A 22033-nucleotide genomic window follows, 5' to 3' on the forward strand; every position below is an offset into this window, starting at 1 on the left:
TGAGTATTGTCTAGACGAAACTTAGATGGGAGAGCTTTTGCGGCAATGATTCTGGCGGGGGCTGAGACATTGTCTCAAAACGCATCCGCGGTGGATGCGCTGAACGTGTTTCCCGTGCCTGACGGCGATACCGGAACAAATATGAATTTATCGATGTCATCCGGTGCAAGAGAGGTAGAGCACATTGACTCACCCGACATCGGCAAAGTCGGCATCGCCCTGTCAAAAGGCCTGCTTATGGGAGCGAGAGGAAACTCAGGGGTGATCTTGTCCCAATTGTTCAGAGGTTTCACAAAGAGCATTGAAAACAAAAACCAAATTGACGCCCAAGAGTTTGCCGCAGCACTCCAAGCGGGAGTGGATATGGCATATAAGGCGGTTATGAAACCGGTTGAAGGAACGATTTTAACCGTGGCCAAGGATGCGGCTAAAAAAGCGGTCGCCTCGGCCAAAGAAGAAACCGATATTATTTCAGTCATGGAGGCCGTTATTGAAGAAGCGGAAGCGTCGCTCAACCGCACGCCGGATCTGCTTCCTGTTTTAAAGGACGTCGGTGTCGTTGACAGCGGCGGAAAAGGTCTGCTTTGTGTATATGAAGGCTTTTTGGCTGCTTTAAAAGGAGAGGCCGTACCGAAAAAAGCGGTTCTTCCGGCACTCGATGATATGGTGAATGCCGAGCATCATAAAAGCGCGCAGAGCATGCTGAGTACAGAAGACATTGAATTCGGATTTTGTACGGAAGTGATGGTGAGGCTGGATCAAGATAAACGGACGTTCAAGGAAGAGGCGTTCAGAAACGAACTGAGCCGTTTCGGCGATTCATTGCTGGTCGTGGCTGATGATACGCTGGCGAAAGTTCATATTCATGCCGAAGAACCAGGGAACGTACTCAATCTCGCACAGCGTTACGGCGATCTGATTAAAATTAAAATTGAAAACATGAGGGAACAGCATACTTCAATCATCAGCCAAGAACATGATGAAAAAAAGCCGGCCGGCGTTATGAAAGAAGCCCGCAAGCCTTTTGGCATCGTGACTGTGGCAATGGGAGAGGGCATTTCTGAATTGTTTACGAGCATCGGCGCTTCACACGTAATCGAAGGCGGCCAGACAATGAATCCGAGCACGGAAGATATTGTTGAAGCCGTTCAGTCTGTCAATGCGGAGACGGTTTTCATTCTTCCGAACAATTCCAATATTGTGATGGCTGCCAATCAGGCGGCGAGCGTAGCTGAAGAAAATGTCATTGTCATTCCGGCAAAAACGGTCCCTCAAGGCATGACCGCCCTGCTTGCGTTTAACCCTGACCAGCCGGCTGATGTAAATGAAGCCAATATGCTTGAGGCCATCCGGAATGTGAAAAGCGGACAGGTGACATATTCAGTCAGAGACACCCATATTGACGGCAAAGAAATTAAAAAAGGTGATTTTATCGGCATTTTAAACAGTTCAATTATCGGCAGCGCCGAAGATCGGATAAGTGCGGCGAAATTGCTGCTGGATGAAATGATCGGGGAAGAAGATGAAATCGTCACCATCCTGTACGGAGAGGACGCGCCGGAAGAAGAAGCTGAGAAACTCGCTGAGTATATTGCTAGCGTCTGTGAAGATATCGAGGTTGAAATCCATAACGGCAGACAGCCTCTGTATCCATATATATTTGCGGCAGAATAGAAGGGCTTATCAGGCCCTTCTATTCTTATGCCTTTATTTACCTGCGGCAGTGCGGCAGTGTGCCTGCTTGCCAATTGAGAAATGTTCAATTAGTCTAAAGAAAAGCGCTGAATGAAGTGATGTTAAGGAGGAGCAAACCAGCATGAAGTATAGAAGCGTTTTTGATATTATCGGCCCGGTCATGATCGGTCCGTCCAGTTCACATACCGCAGGCGCCGCCCGGATCGGCAGAGTGGCCAGAAGCTTATTCAGGCGGGAGCCCCGCCGGATCGTTGTGTCTTTTTACGGATCATTTGCAGAAACGTATAAGGGTCACGGCACTGATGTCGCGATTATCGGCGGCCTGCTTGATTTTGATACATTTGATGAACGGATTAAAACAGCGATTCAAATTGCGGAAGAGAAGGGCATATATGTAGAGTTCCGTACAGAGGATGCCGTGCCCGTTCATCCGAATACGGCGCGTATCGTCATTTCTGATGATGAGGGAGAGCTTGCCCTTACCGGTATTTCCATCGGCGGCGGAAAAATAGAAATCACGGAGCTTAACGGCTTTGAGCTGCGACTTTCCGGAAACCACCCGGCTATTTTAGTCGTTCACAATGATAAATTCGGCACGATTGCAGGCGTTGCCAATGTGCTTGCGAAATTCTCCATCAACGTCGGACATATGGAAGTGGCGCGTAAGGACGTCGGCCAGCTTGCGCTGATGACGATTGAGGTCGATCAGAATATTGAAGAAGAAGTGCTTGACGAGCTTTCAACACTTCCTAATATTATACAGGTTACTAAGATAGCTGACTAAAAAGTCAGGAGGAAAATGACATGTTTCGTAATGTAAAAGAATTAATAGAAATCACTCAAGAAAAACAAATTCCGATTTCGGAAGTGATGATCACCCAAGAGATGGAAGTGACGCAAAAAACACGAGAAGAAATCTTTCAAGGAATGGAGCGCAATCTCTCCGTCATGGAAGCAGCTGTTGAAAAAGGGCTGAAGGGCGTCACGAGTCAGACCGGTTTAACAGGCGGAGATGCCGTGAAACTTCAGGCATACATCCAATCGGGAAGAAGCCTGTCGGGCAATCTGATTTTAGACGCCGTTTCTAAAGCTGTGGCGACAAATGAAGTCAATGCGGCGATGGGAACGATCTGCGCTACACCGACCGCCGGCTCTGCCGGGGTTGTGCCGGGAACGTTATTCGCCGTAAAGCATAAGCTGAACCCTACGACAGAACAAATGATCCGTTTTCTGTTTACAGCCGGCGCGTTCGGTTTTGTCGTAGCAAATAATGCGAGTATTTCAGGAGCGGCAGGAGGCTGTCAGGCGGAAGTCGGATCAGCATCAGGCATGGCAGCGGCCGCGATTGTGGAAATGGCGGGCGGAACGCCTCAGCAATCAGCGGAAGCAATGGCGATTACACTGAAAAATATGCTCGGTCTCGTATGTGACCCGGTCGCCGGATTGGTAGAAGTGCCGTGTGTCAAACGAAACGCAATGGGAGCATCCAACGCGATGATCGCGGCGGATATGGCGCTGGCCGGGATTACAAGCCGCATTCCTTGCGATGAGGTGATTGACGCGATGTACAAAATCGGCCAGACAATGCCGACAGCACTGCGTGAAACGGGACAAGGCGGTTTAGCTGCGACACCGACGGGAAGAGAATTAGAGAAAAAAATTTTCGGAGGAGCGCTGAAATCAAGTGACACACCATCAGCAAACTAGTATAGCGGAAATTAAGGGCATTGGGCCGGAAACAGAAAAAACATTGCACGAACTTGGTATCTATGACATTTCTGATCTTCTGAATTATTTCCCTTACCGTTATGACGACTATGAGCTGAGGGATTTAGAAGAAGTAAAACATGAAGAAAGAGTGACGGTAGAAGGGAAGGTTCATTCAGAACCTTCTCTTACCTATTACGGCAAAAAACGAAACAGGCTGACATTCAGGGTGCTTGTCGGCAATTATTTAATTACCGCGGTCTGCTTTAACCGTCCCTACTTAAAAAAGAAACTGACGTTAGGTTCTGTCGTCACGATATCTGGGAAGTGGGATAAACACAGACAGACCGTTTCCGTGCAGGAATTAAAAAACGGTCCTCATCAAGAAGATAAAAGCATTGAGCCTGTTTATTCCGTTAAAGAAAACGTCACCGTAAAAATGATGAGACGGTTTATTAAGGAAGCGCTGCAGCATCATTTGGACAGTGCGGCCGATCCGCTTCCTGAAAAATTAAGAATCCGCTATAAGCTGCCTGATTACAAACATGCCCTGCAGACGATGCATCAGCCTGAAACGAGGGAATCGTTACAGCAGGCAAGACGCCGGTTTGTTTATGAGGAATTCTTATTATTTCAGCTGAAAATGCAGGCGTTCCGTAAAGCGGAAAGGGAACAGTCAAAAGGCATCAGCCATGTGTTTCCTGCTGAAAAGCTCACCGCTTTCACAGACAGCCTGCCGTTTTCACTCACGACCGCACAGGCGCGCGTGCTTCGGGAAATTACCGCTGATATGACATCCCCTTACCGAATGAACCGTCTGCTGCAAGGTGATGTCGGTTCAGGGAAAACGGCCGTCGCCGCCATCGCTTTGTACGCTGCGATTCTGTCGGGGTATCAGGGGGCATTAATGGTGCCGACTGAAATTCTGGCCGAACAGCATGCAGATTCTCTCGTATCGTTGTTTGCAAATGAAGATGTAAATATCGCGCTTTTGACGAGTTCTGTAAAAGGAAAGCGGCGCAGGGAGCTTTTGGAGCGGCTTGCTCTCGGAGAGATTGATATTTTAGTAGGGACCCATGCTTTAATCCAGGATGAAGTGGAATTCAAAGCGCTGAGTCTTGTTATTACGGACGAGCAGCACCGGTTCGGGGTCGAACAGCGCAAAAAACTCAAGAATAAAGGTCAGGATCCGGATGTGCTGTTTATGACAGCCACTCCGATTCCGAGAACGTTGGCCATTACCGTCTTCGGAGAAATGGATGTTTCCGTGATAGATGAAATGCCCGCGGGGCGAAAACAAATCGAAACGTATTGGGTGAAACACGACATGCTGGAGCGGATTTTGGCTTTTATAGAAAAAGAGCTGAAGCAGGGAAGGCAAGCCTATATTATCTGCCCGCTCATTGAAGAGTCGGATAAACTGGATGTACAGAATGCGATTGACGTATATAACATGCTGTCTGACGTTTACCGCGGTAAATGGAATGTCGGCCTGATGCACGGGAAGCTCCATTCTGATGAAAAAGATCAAGTGATGAGAGAATTCAGCGCCAATCAATGTCAGGTACTTGTGTCAACAACCGTCGTAGAAGTCGGGGTGAACGTGCCGAATGCGACGATTATGGTCATCTATGACGCCGACCGTTTCGGATTATCTCAGCTCCATCAGCTCCGCGGCCGGGTCGGGCGGGGAGACCACCAATCTTTCTGCATCTTGATGGCCGATCCGAAATCCGAAACCGGGAAGGAACGGATGAGAATCATGTCAGAGACAAACGACGGCTTCGAGCTGTCTGAAAAGGACCTTGAACTGCGCGGTCCCGGTGATTTCTTCGGAAAAAAACAGAGCGGTATGCCCGAGTTCAAGGTGGCGGATATGGTTCATGACTACAGAGCTTTGGAAACGGCCCGCCAGGATGCGGCCAATCTGGTGTCTTCAGAGGCTTTTTGGAAAGATGACGAATACCGCATGCTGCGCGGTCAATTACTTTCAAGCGGCGTCTTAGAAGGGGAGAAATTAAGCTGATTCTGTAAAATTCGGCGGCTTTCAAAAAACAATCATTGCATTCCAATCTATGAGATTATATACTACTATTAGTACCTAGTCTTAATTGTCCGGATGGTGTTTACAGATGAGAAGAAGCAAGAAAGAACGCCAAAAATTATTGCAGCAGACGATCAAATCGACACCCTTCATCACAGATGAAGAATTAGCGGGGAAATTCGGCGTCAGCATTCAGACGATCCGTTTAGACCGCTTAGAGCTCTCAATACCGGAGCTGAGGGAAAGAATTAAAAACGTGGCAGAACAAACGCTTGATGATGAAGTGAAATCATTGTCTTTAGACGAAGTGATCGGTGAAATCATTGATCTGGAGCTTGACGGCCAGGCCATTTCCATATTAGAAGTAAGACGCGAACATGTCTTCAGCCGCAATCAAATTGCGCGGGGGCATCATTTGTTTGCGCAGGCGAACTCACTCGCCGTAGCCGTCATTGATGATGAGCTGGCGCTGACCGCAAGCGCAAATATCCGCTTTACAAGACAGGTGAAAGAAGGCGAGCGCGTCGTTGCGAAAGCCAAAGTGACGGCAGTCGAAAAAGAAAAAGGCAGAACGGTAGTTGAAGTCAACAGCTATGTGGGAGAAGAAGTCGTGTTCTCCGGCAGCTTTGATATGTACCGTTCAAAACAATCATAAAGGTGGAGCATGCATGAGAATAGCTGTAGATGCAATGGGAGGCGACAACGCACCCAAAGCTGTTATTGACGGAGTAATGAAGAGTATTGAGGCATTTGACGATCTTCATATTACGCTGGTCGGTGACAAGACAACGATAGAATCACACTTGCCAACAACATCAGACCGCATCACTGTGTTGCACGCCGATGAAGTGATTGAACCGACGGATGAACCGGTCCGCGCCGTACGCAGAAAGAAAAACTCTTCTATGGTGCTGATGGCGCAGGAAGTGGCTGAAAACAGAGCGGACGCCTGTATCTCAGCGGGGAATACGGGCGCACTCATGACAGCGGGACTGTTTATCGTCGGCAGAATTAAAGGAATCGACCGGCCTGCGCTTGCGCCGACGCTTCCGACCGTTTCAGGCGACGGTTTCCTTCTTTTGGACGTGGGAGCCAATGTCGATGCCAAACCGGAGCATCTCGTCCAGTACGGAATTATGGGATCTGTATATGCCCGGCAGGTCCTCGGAATCAGCTCGCCCCGCGTCGGATTGTTAAATGTCGGCACGGAAGAAAAGAAAGGAAACGACCTGACAAAAAAGACGTTTGAATTATTAAAAGAAACAAACGTGAATTTTGTCGGAAACGTTGAGGCGAGAGACTTGCTCGAAGGCGCTGCTGACGTCATCGTCACAGACGGCTTTACGGGCAACGTCACGTTGAAAACATTGGAAGGTTCAGCGTTATCGATTTTCAAAATGCTGAAAGATACACTGACTTCAAGTTTTGTTTCTAAGCTCGCAGCGGGAGTGCTGAAGCCGAAGCTGATGGAAATGAAACTGAAAATGGACTATTCTGAGTACGGCGGGGCGAGTCTTTTCGGTTTGAAAGCGCCCGTCATTAAAGCGCACGGCTCTTCTGACGCACGCGCTGTTTACCATGCGCTGCGCCAGGCGAGAGAAATGGTCAGCCAAAACGTGGCCGCATTTATAGAAGAAGAAGTAAAAGAAGAAAAAACAGATGAGTAGTCTGGAGGTTACCGCATCATGAGTAAGATTGCATTTTTATTTCCCGGACAGGGATCACAATATATCGGTATGGGAAAAGACCTGTACGAACGCGAAGAAGCGTCAAAACGTATTTTTGATGAAGCGGATGAAACGCTTGAAACAAAGCTGAGCTCGCTCATTTTTGAAGGTGACGCCGAAGAATTGACCCTTACATACAATGCGCAGCCTGCGCTGTTGACAACGAGCATCGCCGTATTGGAAAAGTTTAAAGAATCCGGCATCACCCCTGATTTCACCGCCGGCCACAGCCTCGGAGAATATTCGGCGCTTGTTGCGGCGGGAGCGATGACATTTAAAGATGCCGTTTACACGGTAAGAAAACGGGGAGAATTCATGAATGAAGCCGTGCCGGCCGGAGAAGGCGCCATGGCAGCGATTCTCGGAATGGATGCGGAGTCCTTGAAAAAGGTGACGGATCAAGTGACGGAAAACGGTCATCTCGTACAGCTTGCAAATCTGAACTGCCCCGGCCAGATCGTCATTTCCGGAACGGCAAAAGGCGTGGAGCTGGCTTCAGAGGAAGCGAAAAACAACGGAGCAAAACGGGCGATCCCATTAGAAGTAAGCGGACCGTTCCATTCTGAATTAATGAAGCCGGCAGCGCAAAAACTCGAGGAGGTGCTCAGCGCCTGTGAGTTAAAAAATGCGGCTGTTCCCGTGATTTCAAACGTTTCGGCTGACGTTATGACAGAAAAAGACGATATCAAGAAAAAACTGATCGAACAGCTGTATTCGCCTGTTCGCTTTGAAGAAACCATTAACAAACTGATTGACGAAGGCGTCACGACGTTTGTTGAAATCGGGCCTGGAAAAGTGCTTTCAGGCCTTGTGAAAAAAGTGAACCGCCGCCTGAAAACAATCTCGGTTTCTGACCATGAAACCATCGAACTGGCGATTCAAACGCTGAAGGAGGAGAATCAGGATGCTTAATGAAAAAACAGCAGTGGTAACGGGAGCGTCCCGCGGAATCGGGCGGGCGATCGCGCTTGATCTTGCGAAAAACGGCTGTAATGTAGTAGTCAACTACTCCGGGAATGAAGCGAAAGCGAACGAAGTCGTAGATGAGATCAAATCTTTGGGCCGAAACGCGATCGCCGTAAAAGCCGATGTATCAAATTCCGAAGAAGTACAAAACATGATGAAAGAGGCTGTCGCTGCATTTTCTTCAATCGACATTCTCGTGAACAATGCGGGGATCACAAAAGACAATCTTCTGATGAGAATGAAAGAAAATGAATGGGATGATGTCATTAACATTAACTTAAAAGGTGTATTCAACTGCACGAAAGCCGTTACAAGACAGATGATGAAACAGCGCTCCGGCCGGATTATCAACGTATCATCAATCGTCGGCGTCAGCGGAAACCCCGGCCAGGCAAACTATGTGGCGGCAAAAGCCGGTGTAATCGGCTTAACGAAGTCATCAGCCAAAGAGCTTGCGAGCCGAAATATTACGGTCAATGCCATTGCTCCGGGCTTTATTTCCACGGATATGACGGACAAGCTTTCTAAAGAAGTCCAAGATGAAATGCTGAAGCAGATTCCGCTCGCGCGTTTCGGTGATCCTTCCGATATCAGCAGCGTTGTTACGTTCCTTGCTTCTGAAGGATCGCGTTATATGACGGGCCAAACCCTTCATATTGACGGCGGAATGGTGATGTAAAGATTTGTTTTTAAAATTTCATCCTAGTTTCTCTAGTTTTTTAAAAACGAATCCTCTATAATACTTGAGGGGAGGTGAATTGCTATGGCAGATACATTAGAGCGTGTAACGAAAATCATCGTAGACCGCCTTGGCGTTGATGAAGCTGACGTCAAACTTGAAGCTTCTTTCAAGGAAGACTTAGGTGCTGATTCCCTAGATGTAGTTGAGCTTGTTATGGAACTTGAAGACGAGTTTGATATGGAGATTTCTGACGAAGATGCTGAAAAGATTGCAACAGTCGGCGACGCTGTGAACTACATACAAAACCAGCAATAAGCTGATGCTAAAAGTCCCGCCTGACAGCGGGGCTTTAGCCCTTTAATCGTTCGGTTACCGGCGTCTGACGCTGTACGCGCTGCTGATTCCGTTTACGGCGGGGAGCGCGGTGAACCTGATGTGCCTATGGAGGTTACTATGTCAAAACACTCACATTTTAAAGATAAAAAAAAGTTCTATAAAAAAATAGAGCAATTTAAAGAGTTCCAAGAACGGATTTCGGTTCATTTTCAAAACGAGAAACTTTTGTATCAAGCATTTACACATTCATCTTATGTGAATGAGCATCGGAAAAAGCCGTATGAAGACAACGAAAGGCTTGAATTTTTAGGTGACGCTGTTTTGGAACTGACGATCTCCCAATTCTTATTTGCCAAATATCCGGCCATGAGTGAAGGAGATTTGACGAAGCTGAGAGCCGCTATCGTATGCGAGCCGTCACTCGTCTCACTTGCCCACGAATTGTCATTCGGCGATCTTGTTCTCTTGGGAAAAGGAGAAGAAATGACGGGCGGCAGAAAGCGTCCTGCACTTTTAGCGGATGTGTTTGAAGCGTTTATCGGCGCACTGTATCTGGATCAGGGCCTTGAGCCGGTTCAGCAATTCCTGAAAGAGTACGTGTTCCCTAAAATAAACGATGGTGCTTTTTCTCATGTGATGGATTTCAAAAGCCAGCTTCAAGAATTTGTACAGCGGGACGGAAAAGGATCGCTTGAGTACAAAATTCTCAATGAAAAAGGGCCTGCCCACAACCGGGAATTCGAGGCGCTCGTCTCTCTTAAAGGTGAGGCGCTCGGTATCGGGAACGGACGTTCCAAAAAAGAAGCCGAGCAGCATGCGGCACAGGAAGCTCTTGCAAAATTGCAAAAACATCATACGAAACAATAAAATCCCCCTGTATCCCTAGGGGGATTTCAGTATGTCTGCGCCTGATATAAGCGGGTGATTATGATAATATTGAGATACTTATACGATAAGGAGGATCTGGGATGTTCCTCAAACGTTTAGACGTTATAGGATTTAAATCATTTGCAGAACGGATATCCGTTGACTTTGTAAAAGGCGTCACGGCCGTTGTCGGTCCGAACGGCAGCGGAAAGAGCAACATTACCGAAGCCATCCGCTGGGTGCTCGGTGAACAATCAGCCCGCTCGCTTCGGGGCGGAAAAATGGAAGATATCATTTTTGCGGGAAGTGATTCGCGCAAGCGGCTGAACCTTGCCGAAGTCACGTTAACGCTTGATAATGAAGATCATTTTCTCCCGATCGATTATCACGAAGTCAGCGTGACGAGGCGGGTGTACCGTTCCGGAGAAAGTGAATTTCTCATCAACAATCAGCAGTGCCGCCTGAAAGACATCATTGACTTATTTATGGACTCCGGGCTCGGAAAAGAAGCATTCTCCATTATCAGCCAGGGGAAAGTCGAAGAGATTCTCAGCAGCAAAGCGGAAGACCGCCGCAGTATTTTTGAAGAAGCGGCCGGCGTGCTGAAATATAAAACACGAAAGAAAAAAGCGGAAAACAAACTGTTTGAGACGCAGGATAACTTAAACAGGGTGGAAGATATTCTCCACGAGCTTGAAGATCAGGTCGAACCGCTGAAAATCCAGGCATCAATCGCCAAAGACTACTTAGAAAAAAAGAAAGAGCTTGAGCATGTCGAAATTGCCCTTACCGCCTTTGACATCGAACAACTGCATGGCAGATGGTCGGGTTTAAAAGAAAAGGTGCAGACGGCAAAACAAGAAGAATTGGCGGAATCATCAGCTCTGTCCGCAAAAGAAGCGATGATAGAAGAGACGAGAGATAAAATCCACGCGCTTGATGAATCCGTCAACGAACTGCAGCAGGTTCTGCTCGTGACAAGTGAAGAGCTGGAAAAGCTGGAAGGCCGGAAAGAAGTGCTGAAAGAGCGCAAAAAAAACGCCGCGCAAAACCGGGAACAGCTAGAGGAATCCGTTACACATTACACGAACAAAGAAGCCGAACTGAAAGCGGACATTGAAAAACAGTCTGCCGTCTATGATAAACTTCGTGCGGAAGTGAAGCGATTAAACGCCCAGGTGAAAGAAAAGCAGCAGGCTCTCAGTCTGCATAATGAAAATGTAGAAGAGAAAATCGAACAATTAAAAAGCGATTACTTTGAATTGTTAAACAGCCAGGCGTCGATTCGCAACGAGCTGCAGCTTTTAGATGATCAGATGTCCCAATCTGCGGTCCAGCAGGCGAGACTGACCGCAAACAATGAAAAATACCTTGAAGAACGTAACGATATTGCAGTCCGCAAAGCGGCGTGCGAAGAGGAATTGGCCGCCGTTGAAGAGGATATTCACAATCAGGTCGTCCGCTTTCGCGAAGTCCAGACAGCATATGAACAGAAAAAACGCCAGTATGAAAAGAAAGAATCAGCGCTGTATCAGGCATATCAATTCGTCCAGCAGGCCAGATCCAAAAAAGATATGCTTGAAACGATGCAAGGCGATTTTTCAGGATTTTACCAAGGCGTAAAAGAAGTGCTGAAGCAGAAAGAGCAGCTCGGCGGCATCCGCGGCGCCGTTCTCGAACTGATTGCGACCGAACAAAAATATGAAACGGCGATTGAGATTGCACTCGGCGCAGCGGCGCAGCACGTTGTCACAGACGATGAGCAGGCGGCGCGGAAAGCGATTCAATATTTAAAACAGAATTCCTTCGGCCGCGCGACGTTCCTGCCGCTTACGGTTATGAAACCGCGCCAGCTTCAAACCCGTGATGAACAGACGGCTTCAAAGCATCCGTCTTTCCTCGGCACAGCGAGCGGGCTTGTCACATATGATGCGGCGTATCGGAATGTCATTCAAAACCTTCTCGGCACCGTGCTGATCACTGAAGATTTAAAAGGCGCGAATGAACTGGCCAAGCTTCTCGGGCACCGCTACCGCATCGTGACGCTTGAGGGCGATGTCGTCAATCCAGGCGGATCAATGACAGGCGGCGCGGTTAAAAAGAAAAACAATTCTCTGCTCGGCAGAAGCCGCGAGCTTGAGACGGTGACTGCGCGGCTTGCCGAAATGGAAGAAAAAACAGCTCTGCTCGAAAAAGAGGTCAAAGCGCTGAAGCAGGCCATTCAAGAGCTTGAACATACGCTGAGCGGCCTCCGTGAAGACGGTGAGGCTTTCAGAACAAAGCAGCAGGATGTAAAAGGCAGGCTGTATGAACTCGAAGTTGCTGAAAAGAACATCAATACCCATTTGGAGCTTTACGATCAGGAGAAAGCATCACTGACGGAAAGCAGCCGGGAAAAAGAGACGCGCAAATCAGCTTTGGAAGAACAGCTGAGTGAGGCATCCGGCCAGCTGAAAGAGCTTGAGGAAGAGATGGAAAGGCTGACAAAACAAAAGCAGACCCTATCCTCAACAAAAGAAACGCTCTCTCATGAACTGACGGAATGTAAAGTGGCCGCTGCGAAAAAAGAACAGGCGTGCTCGAGTGAGGAAGACAACCTCAAAAGGCTGAAAAAAGAGCTTGAAGAAACGCAGCTCGCTCTGAAAGAAACACGGGAAGATTTAAGCCTCCTGACCTCAGAGATGACGTCCAGCACAAGCGGTGAGGAGCAGCTTGAAGAAGCAGCCCATCATAAGCTTCACGATAAAACGAGAACGATCGAATTGATCGCCAGCCGGCGCGACCAGCGTGTGAAGCTCCAGCGGGCGCTTGATACGAACGAGCTTGAGCTGAAAGAGATGAAGCGTCTGTACAAGCAAAAAACGGACATTCTGAAAGATGAAGAGGTAAAACTCGGCCGGATGGAAGTTGAGCTTGATAATCTCTTGCAGTATTTACGCGAGGAGTACAGCTTATCCTTTGAAGGGGCAAAAGAACAATATCAGCTTGAACTCGAGCCTGAAGAGGCGAGAAAACGGGTCAAACTGATCAAGCTTTCAATTGAAGAGCTCGGAACGGTCAATCTCGGCAGCATCGATGAGTTTGAAAGGGTAAACGAACGGTATCAGTTTTTAACAGAGCAGAAAAATGACCTGACGGAAGCGAAAAACACACTGTTTCAAGTCATTGAAGAAATGGATTCTGAAATGACGAAGCGATTCCATGAAACGTTTATCCAGATCCGTTCTCAATTCAACGACGTGTTCCGTTCTTTATTCGGAGGAGGACGGGCTGAACTGAAGCTGACTGATCCGAATGATCTTCTTAATTCCGGGGTGGACATTATCGCGCAGCCTCCGGGCAAAAAACTGCAAAACTTAAATCTTTTGTCAGGGGGAGAACGGGCGCTGACTGCCATTGCCCTTTTATTCTCTATTCTGAAAGTAAGGCCCGTGCCGTTCTGCGTCCTTGATGAAGTGGAAGCTGCGCTTGATGAAGCCAATGTATTCAGGTTTGCGCAATATTTAAAAAAATACAGCGGCGACAGCCAGTTTATCGTCATCACCCACAGAAAAGGCACCATGGAAGAAGCGGATGTCCTCTACGGTGTTACGATGCAGGAATCCGGCGTTTCCCGAATGGTTTCGGTCAAACTGGAAGAAACAAAAGAATTCGTTCAGTAACGAGGAAAGAGGTTGAAAGATGAGCTTTTTTAAAAAATTAAAAGAGAAAATCACGAAACAGACAGATTCCGTCTCTGAAAAATTTAAAGATGGTCTTGAAAAAACAAGAAATTCCTTCTCAAATAAAGTGAACGAACTCGTCTCCCGCTACCGGAAAGTCGACGAGGATTTCTTCGAGGAGCTTGAGGAAGTGCTGATTGGCGCTGACGTAGGTTTTACAACCGTCATGGAGCTGATTGATGAGCTCAAAAAAGAAGTGAAGCTGAAAAACATTCAGGATCCTCAGGAAGTGCAGTCCGTCATTTCTGAAAAGCTTGTCGACATTTATAACAGCGGCGACGAACAGATTTCTGAATTAAATATTCAGGACGGGCGCCTGAACGTTATTCTGCTTGTCGGGGTAAACGGCGTCGGAAAAACGACAACGATCGGAAAACTTGCCCATAAGCTGAAGAATGAAGGCAAATCCGTTGTGCTCGCTGCCGGAGACACCTTCAGAGCCGGGGCGATTGAACAGCTTGAAGTGTGGGGGGAGCGTACAGGTGTGCCTGTCATTAAGCAGGCTGCCGGAAGCGACCCTGCGGCGGTTATTTATGATGCCGTACACGCGGCTAAAGCAAGAGGAGCGGATGTGCTGATTTGTGATACGGCCGGCCGCCTTCAGAATAAAGTTAACTTAATGAAAGAGCTTGAAAAGGTCAAACGCGTCATCGAACGCGAAGTGCCTGAGGCTCCGCATGAGGTTCTCCTTGCGCTGGACGCGACGACAGGCCAGAATGCGATGGCGCAGGCGAAAGAATTCTCCAAAGCGACGAATGTGACGGGTATCGCATTAACGAAGCTTGACGGCACCGCAAAAGGCGGTATCGTCCTGGCGATCCGCAATGAGCTTCACATCCCCGTGAAACTGGTCGGCCTCGGAGAAAAGGTTGACGATCTCCAGCGGTTTGATGCAGAATCTTACGTATACGGTCTCTTTTCGGATTTAGTTGAAAAAGCCGAAGATTAATGAATAAAAAACGAGTATAAAATGGACGGTTTTATACTCGTTTTTTTATACGCATTGATAGATCGGAATGGAGGGGGCAGTTGTTGGACAAATGGCTGAAAGCTGAATTGGAAAGTAAGATCGGCGCGATAAACCATATGTCGCTGCTGGATGAACAGGGAGGCACTTCAACCGTTCGAAAAATAGTGACCGGCCAAGACGCATTTTTGCTGAAAAGTTCTTTTCAACAGAAGTATCGGGAATGGTTAATGAGAGAAGCCTTCGTTTTACAACAACTGACGGAAACTCGTCGTCTGCCTGTTCCTATTTACTATGGGATGATACAGGAACAGCATGCCAGCCATATCATCATGTCATTTGAGGATGGAATCACCCTGACTTCGGCTTTAAGAAAAGCCAAAGGGGATACTGAAAAGAAAAAGCTGATCAAAAGTTTCGGCCAGTTTCTGCAGCGGCTGCATGAAACCGAAATGGTCTCTGGTTTACAGCCGGAAACAGACTGGCTCGATCTGCAAATCAAACGAGCCGGGGAATATGTCAAAAAAGGACAAGCTGAAGGAAGTGCAGAGCTATTGAAGGAATTGGACAGGTACAGGCCTGTTCCTGTTCAGCAGACAATGATTCACGGTGACTGCACGACTGATAATGTGCTGGTGAGAGACGGAGAGGTCTATCTGTTTATCGATGCTGCGGGAATATCGGCGGGAGATCCGCGTTATGATGAATCATTAGCGATCAGTCGTTTTGTCACAAATGAATCATGTCTCAATGCTTTTTACGAAGGCTATTGCCGCTATCGTGTATCAAAACAAGAATTCGAGTATTTTAACGACGGTCTGTATGAATTTTTTTGAAAACACTTATTATGTAAAAAGAGCATCCTGCTTTGACAAGATAAAAACTTGACACACGCTCTGAAACCATGTAAACTAAGTTTTTGTAAAGGGATTTGACTTAACAAAGGGGAGAGCTCAAATGTCGCTCGAAAAAACGACGAGAATGAACTATTTGTTTGACTTCTATCAGTCGTTGCTGACGTCAAAACAAAAGAGCTATATGTCGCTTTATTATCTGGACGATTTCTCCCTTGGTGAAATAGCCGAAGAGTATGACGTTTCAAGGCAAGCCGTTTACGATAACATCAAACGGACTGAAGCGATGCTTGAACAATATGAAGAAAAACTGCTCCTTTTTAAAAAGTTTCAGGAGCGTAAAGAAATGTTTACAAAGCTGAAAGAGCTTGCTTCCGGCTTGCAGGAAGAGGAAAAAATGACGGCTCTGATTGAAGCGCTTGAGAAATTAGATTAGGAGGCGGCAAACAATGGCATTTGAAGGATTAGCCGACCGACTGCAAAAGACGATTTCAAAAATCCGCGGAAAAGGAAAAGTCAGCGAACAAGATGTAAAAGAGATGATGCGTGAAGTCCGTCTTGCGCTTCTTGAGGCTGACGTTAACTTTAAAGTCGTAAAGGATTTTGTGAAAAAAGTAAGTGAACGGGCTGTCGGGCAGGACGTCATGCAGAGTCTGACACCCGGTCAGCAGGTTATTAAAGTCGTAAAAGAAGAGCTTACCGAGCTGATGGGCGGCGAAGAAAGCAAAATTGCCGCCGCCAAACGCCCGCCGACCGTTATTATGATGGTCGGGCTCCAAGGTGCCGGTAAAACGACAACCACGGGGAAGCTTGCCAACCTGCTGCGCAAAAAACATAACCGCAAACCGCTGCTCGTGGCTGCGGATATTTACCGCCCCGCCGCGATTAAACAGCTGGAAACACTGGGGAAACAGCTTGATATGCCGGTCTTTTCGCTTGGCGATCAGGTCAGCCCGGTGGAAATTGCCAGACAGGCGATTGAAAAAGCGAAGGAAGAGCATCATGATTATGTGATTTTAGATACCGCCGGACGGCTGCACATCGATCATGAACTGATGGATGAGCTCTCCGGCGTAAAGGAAGTCGCAAATCCTGAGGAAATTTTCCTTGTCGTCGACTCAATGACCGGTCAGGATGCGGTAAACGTCGCCAAAAGCTTTAATGACCAGCTCGGTTTAACGGGCGTCATTTTAACAAAGCTTGACGGGGATACCCGCGGAGGTGCGGCGCTTTCTATCCGCGCGGTCACCGAAACGCCGATTAAATTCGCCGGAATGGGAGAAAAGCTCGATGCTCTTGAAGCGTTCCATCCTGAACGGATGGCATCCCGGATTCTCGGAATGGGTGACGTGCTGACGCTGATTGAAAAAGCTCAGGCGACCGTTGATGAAGACAAAGCCAAAGAGCTTGAGCAGAAAATGAGAACGATGAGCTTCACATTGGATGATTTTCTGGAGCAGCTCGGCCAGGTCCGAAACATGGGGCCTCTTGACGAACTGCTGCAAATGATGCCCGGCGCAGGCAAAATGAAAGGCTTAAAAAACATCCAAGTCGATGAAAAACAGCTGAATCATGTGGAAGCGATCATTAAATCAATGACTGTTCTTGAAAAAGAACAGCCGGATATTATTAACGCCAGCCGGCGGAAGCGGATTGCAAAAGGAAGCGGAACATCCGTTCAGGAAGTCAACCGTCTTTTAAAGCAGTTTGAGGAAATGAAAAAAATGATGAAGCAGATGACCAACATGTCAAAAGGGAAGAAAAAAGGCTTTAAATTACCTTTTATGTAATCGGTTATACATGATAAAACCGTTGTTAAGAAAAAACACTTTACAAACACTTTTATCATTGTTAATATACTATCTTGTTGAAATATTTTCGGAGGTGCTAGTAAAATGGCAGTAAAAATTCGTTTAAAACGTATGGGAGCAAAAAAATCTCCTTTCTATCGTATTGTTGTAGCAGATTCTCGTTCACCGCGTGACGGCCGTTTCATCGAAACAGTCGGCACATACAACCCGGTTGCAAAGCCGGCTGAAGTGAAAATCAATGAAGAGCTTGCTCTTAAATGGCTTCAAACAGGAGCTAAACCTTCTGATACAGTCCGCAACTTGTTCTCAAGCCAAGGAATTATGGAAAAATTCCACAACGCTAAACAAGGCAAGTAATGACTGATCAGAACTTGGAAGATTTGATTGTCAGCATTGTGGCTCCGCTTGTCGACCATCCGGAAGACATAACGGTCACAAAGGAAGAGACTGATCAAAAGATTGCGCTGCGCTTATCTGTCAATAAGTCGGATACCGGTAAGATTATCGGAAAGCAAGGCCGGACTGCAAGAGCGATTCGAACCGTCGTTTTTGCAGCTGGCGCACAGTCTTCTAAGAAAGTTCAATTTGAAATATTTGACTGAAAAAGGGAGAGGGCCGGCACCTCCCCTTTTTTTACACGTAAAAAAGGCAAATGAACAGAAATATGTTGGAAGAGTGGGGAGTCTGGTCCTATGCAGATTATTCACAGGGTAACCGTTATGCAGGTTCTGACCGAGCAAAGCAAGGAAAAGCTTTTGGCCTCTTTTGCAGAAAAAAAGCAAACGCTTGAACGAGAATGCAGCCAGCTCTATTTTCAGCTTAGAAAACATGAAAAAGATCAGCAGAATCCCGATGTAGCGGAATCTTTTAAAAAAGCCATTGAAAAAAGACAAGATAAAATCAAAATGATCGATTTCCAAATAAGCCAGACAGAGTCGCTCCCGCTTGGAAGCGAAGTGAAGGAAAAGGAGATCGATGCGCTGCTTTCAATCAACGTCGGTGATAACTGGCATGAAAAAACAGCGGCAAATACCATCGTCATAAAAGACGGGGTAGTAATTGAAATCCGCCCGAGGTGATAATATGACAAACAGATGGTTTAATGTAGGCAAAATTGTAAATACCCACGGCATTAAAGGCGAAGTGCGGGTCATTTCTAAAACGGACTTTGCCGAAGAACGGTACAAGCCCGGCAATACGCTCTATTTGTTTGCGGAAGGGGCTGCGGAGCCAATCAAAGTAACGGTCAGCGCCCACAGGCTTCACAAGCAGTTTCACCTGCTGCAATTCAAAGAAATGCCGAGTCTCAATGAAGTCGAACACCTAAGAAACATGGTGATCAAAGTTCCTGAAGAAGACTTGGGAGAGCTTGAAGAAGATGAATTTTATTTTCATGAAATCATCGGCTGCGAGGTTGTGTCAGAAGACGGGGAACTGATCGGCACAGTGAAGGAAATCTTGACGCCCGGGGCTAATGACGTATGGGTGGTTGCAAGAAAAGGCAAAAAAGATGCGCTCATTCCGTATATAGCTTCTGTGGTGAAGGATATTAATATAAATGAGAAGAAAATTAAGATTCATGTAATGGAAGGGTTAATAGACGAATGAAAATCGACTTTTTAACACTGTTTCCCGAAATGTTTCAAGGGGTGCTCGGTTCATCCATTCTGCAAAAAGCACAGGAAAAAGAGGCTGTCCGTTTTGACGTCATCAATTTCCGGGCTTTTTCGGATAATAAACACCAAACGGTTGATGATTACCCGTACGGCGGGGGAGCCGGGATGGTGTTAAAGCCGCAGCCCGTATTTGATGCGGTTGAAAAGCTGACAGCCGGTACGGACGCCAAGCCGCGCATTATTCTCGTCTGCCCGCAAGGTGAGCGTTATACGCAGAAGAAAGCCGAGGAGCTGGCGGAAGAGGAACATCTCATGTTTATTTGCGGGCATTATGAAGGGTATGATGAACGGATCCGGGAACATCTTGTCACTGATGAAATCTCCATCGGGGATTTTGTGCTGACCGGGGGAGAGCTCCCTGCCATGATGATTGCCGACAGCGTTGTCAGGCTTTTGCCGGGCGTCCTCGGAAAAGAAGCATCCCACGTGGAGGATTCCTTCAGCACGGGGCTTTTAGAGCATCCTCACTATACGAGGCCAGCCGATTATAAAGGCTTAAAAGTGCCTGAGACCCTTTTGTCCGGCAACCATGCCAAAATACAAGAATGGCGCAATAAAGAATCAATCAGAAGAACCTTTTTAAGACGTCCGGATCTTCTTGAAAACTATCCTCTCACTGATGAGCAAAGAAAATGGATTTCCGAGTGGGAAAACGAATAGATTCTATTGCGCAGGTGATGAAGATATGATAAGATACTACTTGTGGCTTAAGGAGGCTTATCCTTCAGAAGCTTGAAAACGATGTTCCGCTGTGCCTTGCAGTTGTGGCCAAGAGCATCTGTTGGAAGGAGTTGAAAACGATGCAAAAACTAATTCAAGATATCACAAAAGAACAGCTTCGCACTGATCTTCCTGCGTTCCGTCCTGGTGACACTTTACGTGTACACGTAAAAGTTGTTGAGGGTAACCGTGAGCGTATCCAGATCTTCGAAGGTGTTGTGATCAAGCGTCGTGGTGGTGGAATCAGCGAAACGTTCACAGTTCGTAAGATTTCTTACGGTGTTGGCGTTGAACGTACATTCCCTGTACACACACCAAAAATCGCGAAAATCGAAGTTGTACGTTACGGTAAAGTACGTCGCGCTAAGCTTTACTACCTGCGTGAACTTCGCGGAAAAGCGGCTCGTATTAAAGAAATCAGACGATAATGATAACGAACGAAAAGAGCTTGTTACCCGTAACAGGCTCTTTTTTTATATGAAATTTGTAAAAGCGGAACAAGCAACGTAAAATACATAAGAGATCATCGGAACATCCGGTTCCGGTAAATAAGGCAGGTGTCGAAGTCACATGACCATTCAATGGTTCCCGGGCCATATGGCTAAAGCGAGACGGGAAGTAACAGAAAAACTGAAATTAATTGATATCGTATACGAATTGGTGGATGCGAGAATCCCGATGTCATCGAGAAATCCGATGATTGAGGAGATTTTAAAAAATAAGCCGCGCATTATGCTTTTAAATAAAGCCGATAAGGCGGATGCGGCTGTGACTGCCCAGTGGAAGGACCACTTTCAGGAACAGGGCATTCCCTCTCTTTCAATAAACTCCGTTAACGGGCAGGGACTGCATCAAATCGTGCCGTCCTCGAAAGAGCTGCTGAAGGATAAGTTCGATAAAATGAAAGCAAAAGGTGTTAGGCCGAGAGCAATCCGCGCATTAATCATCGGCATTCCGAATGTCGGCAAGTCTACGCTCATTAACCGGCTGGCCAAAAAAAACATTGCCAAGACGGGAGACAGGCCCGGCATTACCACTTCACAGCAGTGGGTAAAGGTAGGCAAGGAATTAGAGCTGCTCGATACACCGGGAATTTTATGGCCTAAATTTGAAGATGAGCTTGTCGGCTTGCGCCTGGCGATCACCGGGGCGATTAAAGATACGATTATCAACCTGCAGGATGTGGCTGTTTTCGGGCTGCGCTTTCTGGAAGAGCACTATCCCGACCGCTTGAAGGAGCGCTACGGACTTCAGGAAATCCCTGAGGATATCGCCGCTCTTTTCGACGCGATCGGTGAAAAACGCGGCTGTTTGATGGGCGGCGGAATGGTTGACTATGATAAAACAACGGAAGTCATCATTCGGGACATCCGGACGGAAAAATTCGGCAGGCTTTCATTTGAAGCACCATCAGAATAAAGACGCGCAGCGATGCGGGTCTTTATTTTTTCCGCAGAATACCGATATACATAATGTAAGGGAGAAGAGAACGTGAATACATTAACCGTAAAAAGCGTAAAAGAACGCCTGCAAGAGATCAGGGACGAAAGCGACCCCTTCCTTGCCCAATGTGAGAAAGACCCGAGAAAAAGCGTACAGACGCTTTTAGAGCAATGGCTGAAAAAGCATGCGAAGGAAAAAGCTCTTAAAGAGCAATGGCTGAACATGACGGCATACGAAAGACTGTCATCCAAAAAGGGCTTCCGCCTGATTGCGGGTGTTGACGAAGCCGGAAGAGGGCCGCTTGCCGGACCGGTTGTCGCCGGCGCCGTCATTTTGCCGGCAGAATGCGAGATTCTCGGTCTCACGGACTCGAAGAAATTGTCGGAAAAGAAGCTCGAGGAGTATTACAGCCGGATCACGGAAGAAGCGGCGGCTGTAGGAGTCGGCATTGTCCATGCGGACGTTATTGACCGGATCAACATTTATGAGGCCGCGAGACTGGCGATGGTAAAAGCCGTCAATGCTTTAACGGAAACACCTGATTATCTGCTTGTTGATGCCATGACCCTTCCGCTTGACATTCCGCAGTCATCAGTTATAAAAGGGGATGCCAAAAGCGTGTCAATTGCCGCCGGAGCCTGCATAGCAAAAGTAACGCGGGACCGTCTCATGGCTGAGTACGCCAAAACTTACCCCATGTACGGCTTTGAAAAAAATAAAGGCTACGGAACGAAAGAACATCTTGAAGCTCTTCAGGCATACGGACCGACAACTATTCACCGAAAAACGTTCGCTCCCGTTCAATCTTATTGTTAG

At 47.2% G+C, this 22033-nt stretch carries 23 protein-coding genes; all 23 read left to right on the top strand.

All coding sequences use genetic code 11. The features are described 5' to 3' along the window. Window positions 1-6: 6 nt before the first annotated feature. On the top strand, window positions 7-1674 hold the full coding sequence (locus L3V45_RS07825; RefSeq protein WP_014304994.1) for a DAK2 domain-containing protein: 1668 nt from the start codon (window positions 7-9) through the stop codon (window positions 1672-1674). A gap of 142 nt (window positions 1675-1816) precedes the next feature. Continuing rightward, on the top strand, window positions 1817-2479 hold the full coding sequence (gene sdaAB / locus L3V45_RS07830; RefSeq protein ID WP_003154325.1) for an L-serine ammonia-lyase, iron-sulfur-dependent subunit beta: 663 nt from the start codon (window positions 1817-1819) through the stop codon (window positions 2477-2479). Between the two features lie 20 nt (window positions 2480-2499). Beyond that, complete coding sequence (gene sdaAA, locus L3V45_RS07835) at window positions 2500-3402, top strand: L-serine ammonia-lyase, iron-sulfur-dependent, subunit alpha (RefSeq protein WP_003154324.1); 903 nt, start codon at window positions 2500-2502, stop codon at window positions 3400-3402. Continuing rightward, complete coding sequence (recG, locus tag L3V45_RS07840; RefSeq protein ID WP_139890252.1) at window positions 3380-5428, top strand: ATP-dependent DNA helicase RecG; 2049 nt, start codon at window positions 3380-3382, stop codon at window positions 5426-5428. The genes sdaAA and recG overlap by 23 nt, the downstream gene beginning before the upstream one ends. Window positions 5429-5534: 106 nt before the next feature. Continuing rightward, window positions 5535-6101, top strand: a complete 567-nt coding sequence (gene fapR / locus L3V45_RS07845) for a transcription factor FapR (protein WP_003154320.1) — start codon at window positions 5535-5537, stop codon at window positions 6099-6101. A gap of 13 nt (window positions 6102-6114) precedes the next feature. Further along, on the top strand, window positions 6115-7113 hold the full coding sequence (gene plsX / locus L3V45_RS07850; protein WP_003154319.1) for a phosphate acyltransferase PlsX: 999 nt from the start codon (window positions 6115-6117) through the stop codon (window positions 7111-7113). Between the two features lie 18 nt (window positions 7114-7131). Then, window positions 7132-8085: an ACP S-malonyltransferase gene (fabD, locus tag L3V45_RS07855; protein ID WP_003154316.1), complete on the top strand. Its 954-nt coding sequence runs from the start codon at window positions 7132-7134 to the stop codon at window positions 8083-8085. Continuing rightward, window positions 8078-8818 carry a 3-oxoacyl-[acyl-carrier-protein] reductase gene (gene fabG, locus L3V45_RS07860; protein ID WP_003154312.1) on the top strand — a complete coding sequence of 247 codons (741 nt, stop codon included), beginning with the start codon at window positions 8078-8080 and terminating at the stop codon, window positions 8816-8818. Before fabD ends, fabG begins: the two co-directional genes overlap by 8 nt. An 84-nt stretch (window positions 8819-8902) precedes the next feature. Further along, window positions 8903-9136, top strand: coding sequence for an acyl carrier protein (gene acpP, locus L3V45_RS07865; protein WP_003154310.1), 234 nt, complete (start codon window positions 8903-8905; stop codon window positions 9134-9136). Between the two features lie 138 nt (window positions 9137-9274). Beyond that, window positions 9275-10024 (top strand): ribonuclease III, encoded by a 750-nt coding sequence (gene rncS, locus L3V45_RS07870; protein ID WP_003154303.1) that lies wholly within the window; start codon window positions 9275-9277, stop codon window positions 10022-10024. A 101-nt stretch (window positions 10025-10125) separates the two neighbouring features. Beyond that, window positions 10126-13686, top strand: coding sequence for a chromosome segregation protein SMC (gene smc, locus L3V45_RS07875; protein ID WP_069013486.1), 3561 nt, complete (start codon window positions 10126-10128; stop codon window positions 13684-13686). Window positions 13687-13705: 19 nt separating this feature from the next. Beyond that, window positions 13706-14695, top strand: coding sequence for a signal recognition particle-docking protein FtsY (gene ftsY, locus L3V45_RS07880; protein ID WP_003154301.1), 990 nt, complete (start codon window positions 13706-13708; stop codon window positions 14693-14695). An 83-nt stretch (window positions 14696-14778) separates the two neighbouring features. Continuing rightward, a complete protein-coding gene (locus tag L3V45_RS07885) occupies window positions 14779-15549 on the top strand; it encodes a phosphotransferase family protein (RefSeq protein WP_025851293.1) in 771 nt (256 codons plus the stop codon). A 121-nt stretch (window positions 15550-15670) separates the two neighbouring features. Further along, on the top strand, window positions 15671-16003 hold the full coding sequence (locus L3V45_RS07890) for a putative DNA-binding protein (RefSeq protein ID WP_003154299.1): 333 nt from the start codon (window positions 15671-15673) through the stop codon (window positions 16001-16003). A 13-nt stretch (window positions 16004-16016) separates the two neighbouring features. Further along, on the top strand, window positions 16017-17357 hold the full coding sequence (gene ffh / locus L3V45_RS07895; RefSeq protein WP_003154298.1) for a signal recognition particle protein: 1341 nt from the start codon (window positions 16017-16019) through the stop codon (window positions 17355-17357). Window positions 17358-17462: 105 nt separating this feature from the next. Further along, window positions 17463-17735, top strand: a complete 273-nt coding sequence (gene rpsP / locus L3V45_RS07900; RefSeq protein ID WP_003154296.1) for a 30S ribosomal protein S16 — start codon at window positions 17463-17465, stop codon at window positions 17733-17735. Then, the gene (locus L3V45_RS07905) at window positions 17735-17980 is read left to right on the top strand and encodes a KH domain-containing protein (protein ID WP_007611392.1); all 246 of its coding nucleotides are present in this window, start codon (window positions 17735-17737) and stop codon (window positions 17978-17980) included. Before rpsP ends, L3V45_RS07905 begins: the two co-directional genes overlap by 1 nt. Window positions 17981-18070: 90 nt before the next feature. Then, window positions 18071-18457, top strand: coding sequence for a YlqD family protein (locus tag L3V45_RS07910; RefSeq protein ID WP_003154291.1), 387 nt, complete (start codon window positions 18071-18073; stop codon window positions 18455-18457). Window positions 18458-18461: 4 nt separating this feature from the next. Then, window positions 18462-18986 (top strand): ribosome maturation factor RimM, encoded by a 525-nt coding sequence (rimM, locus tag L3V45_RS07915; RefSeq protein WP_003154290.1) that lies wholly within the window; start codon window positions 18462-18464, stop codon window positions 18984-18986. Beyond that, on the top strand, window positions 18983-19714 hold the full coding sequence (gene trmD / locus L3V45_RS07920; RefSeq protein ID WP_003154289.1) for a tRNA (guanosine(37)-N1)-methyltransferase TrmD: 732 nt from the start codon (window positions 18983-18985) through the stop codon (window positions 19712-19714). Before rimM ends, trmD begins: the two co-directional genes overlap by 4 nt. Window positions 19715-19854: 140 nt before the next feature. Further along, entirely contained in the window at window positions 19855-20202 is a 348-nt protein-coding gene (gene rplS / locus L3V45_RS07925; RefSeq protein ID WP_003154288.1) for a 50S ribosomal protein L19, read from the top strand. 142 nt (window positions 20203-20344) lie between these two features. Then, window positions 20345-21193, top strand: coding sequence for a ribosome biogenesis GTPase YlqF (ylqF, locus tag L3V45_RS07930; protein ID WP_003154287.1), 849 nt, complete (start codon window positions 20345-20347; stop codon window positions 21191-21193). 72 nt (window positions 21194-21265) lie between these two features. After that, window positions 21266-22033: a ribonuclease HII gene (locus tag L3V45_RS07935; RefSeq protein ID WP_094246942.1), complete on the top strand. Its 768-nt coding sequence runs from the start codon at window positions 21266-21268 to the stop codon at window positions 22031-22033.

It is taken from the genome of Bacillus sp. R45 (assembly GCF_021729365.1).
Lineage (GTDB): Bacteria > Bacillota > Bacilli > Bacillales > Bacillaceae > Bacillus > Bacillus velezensis.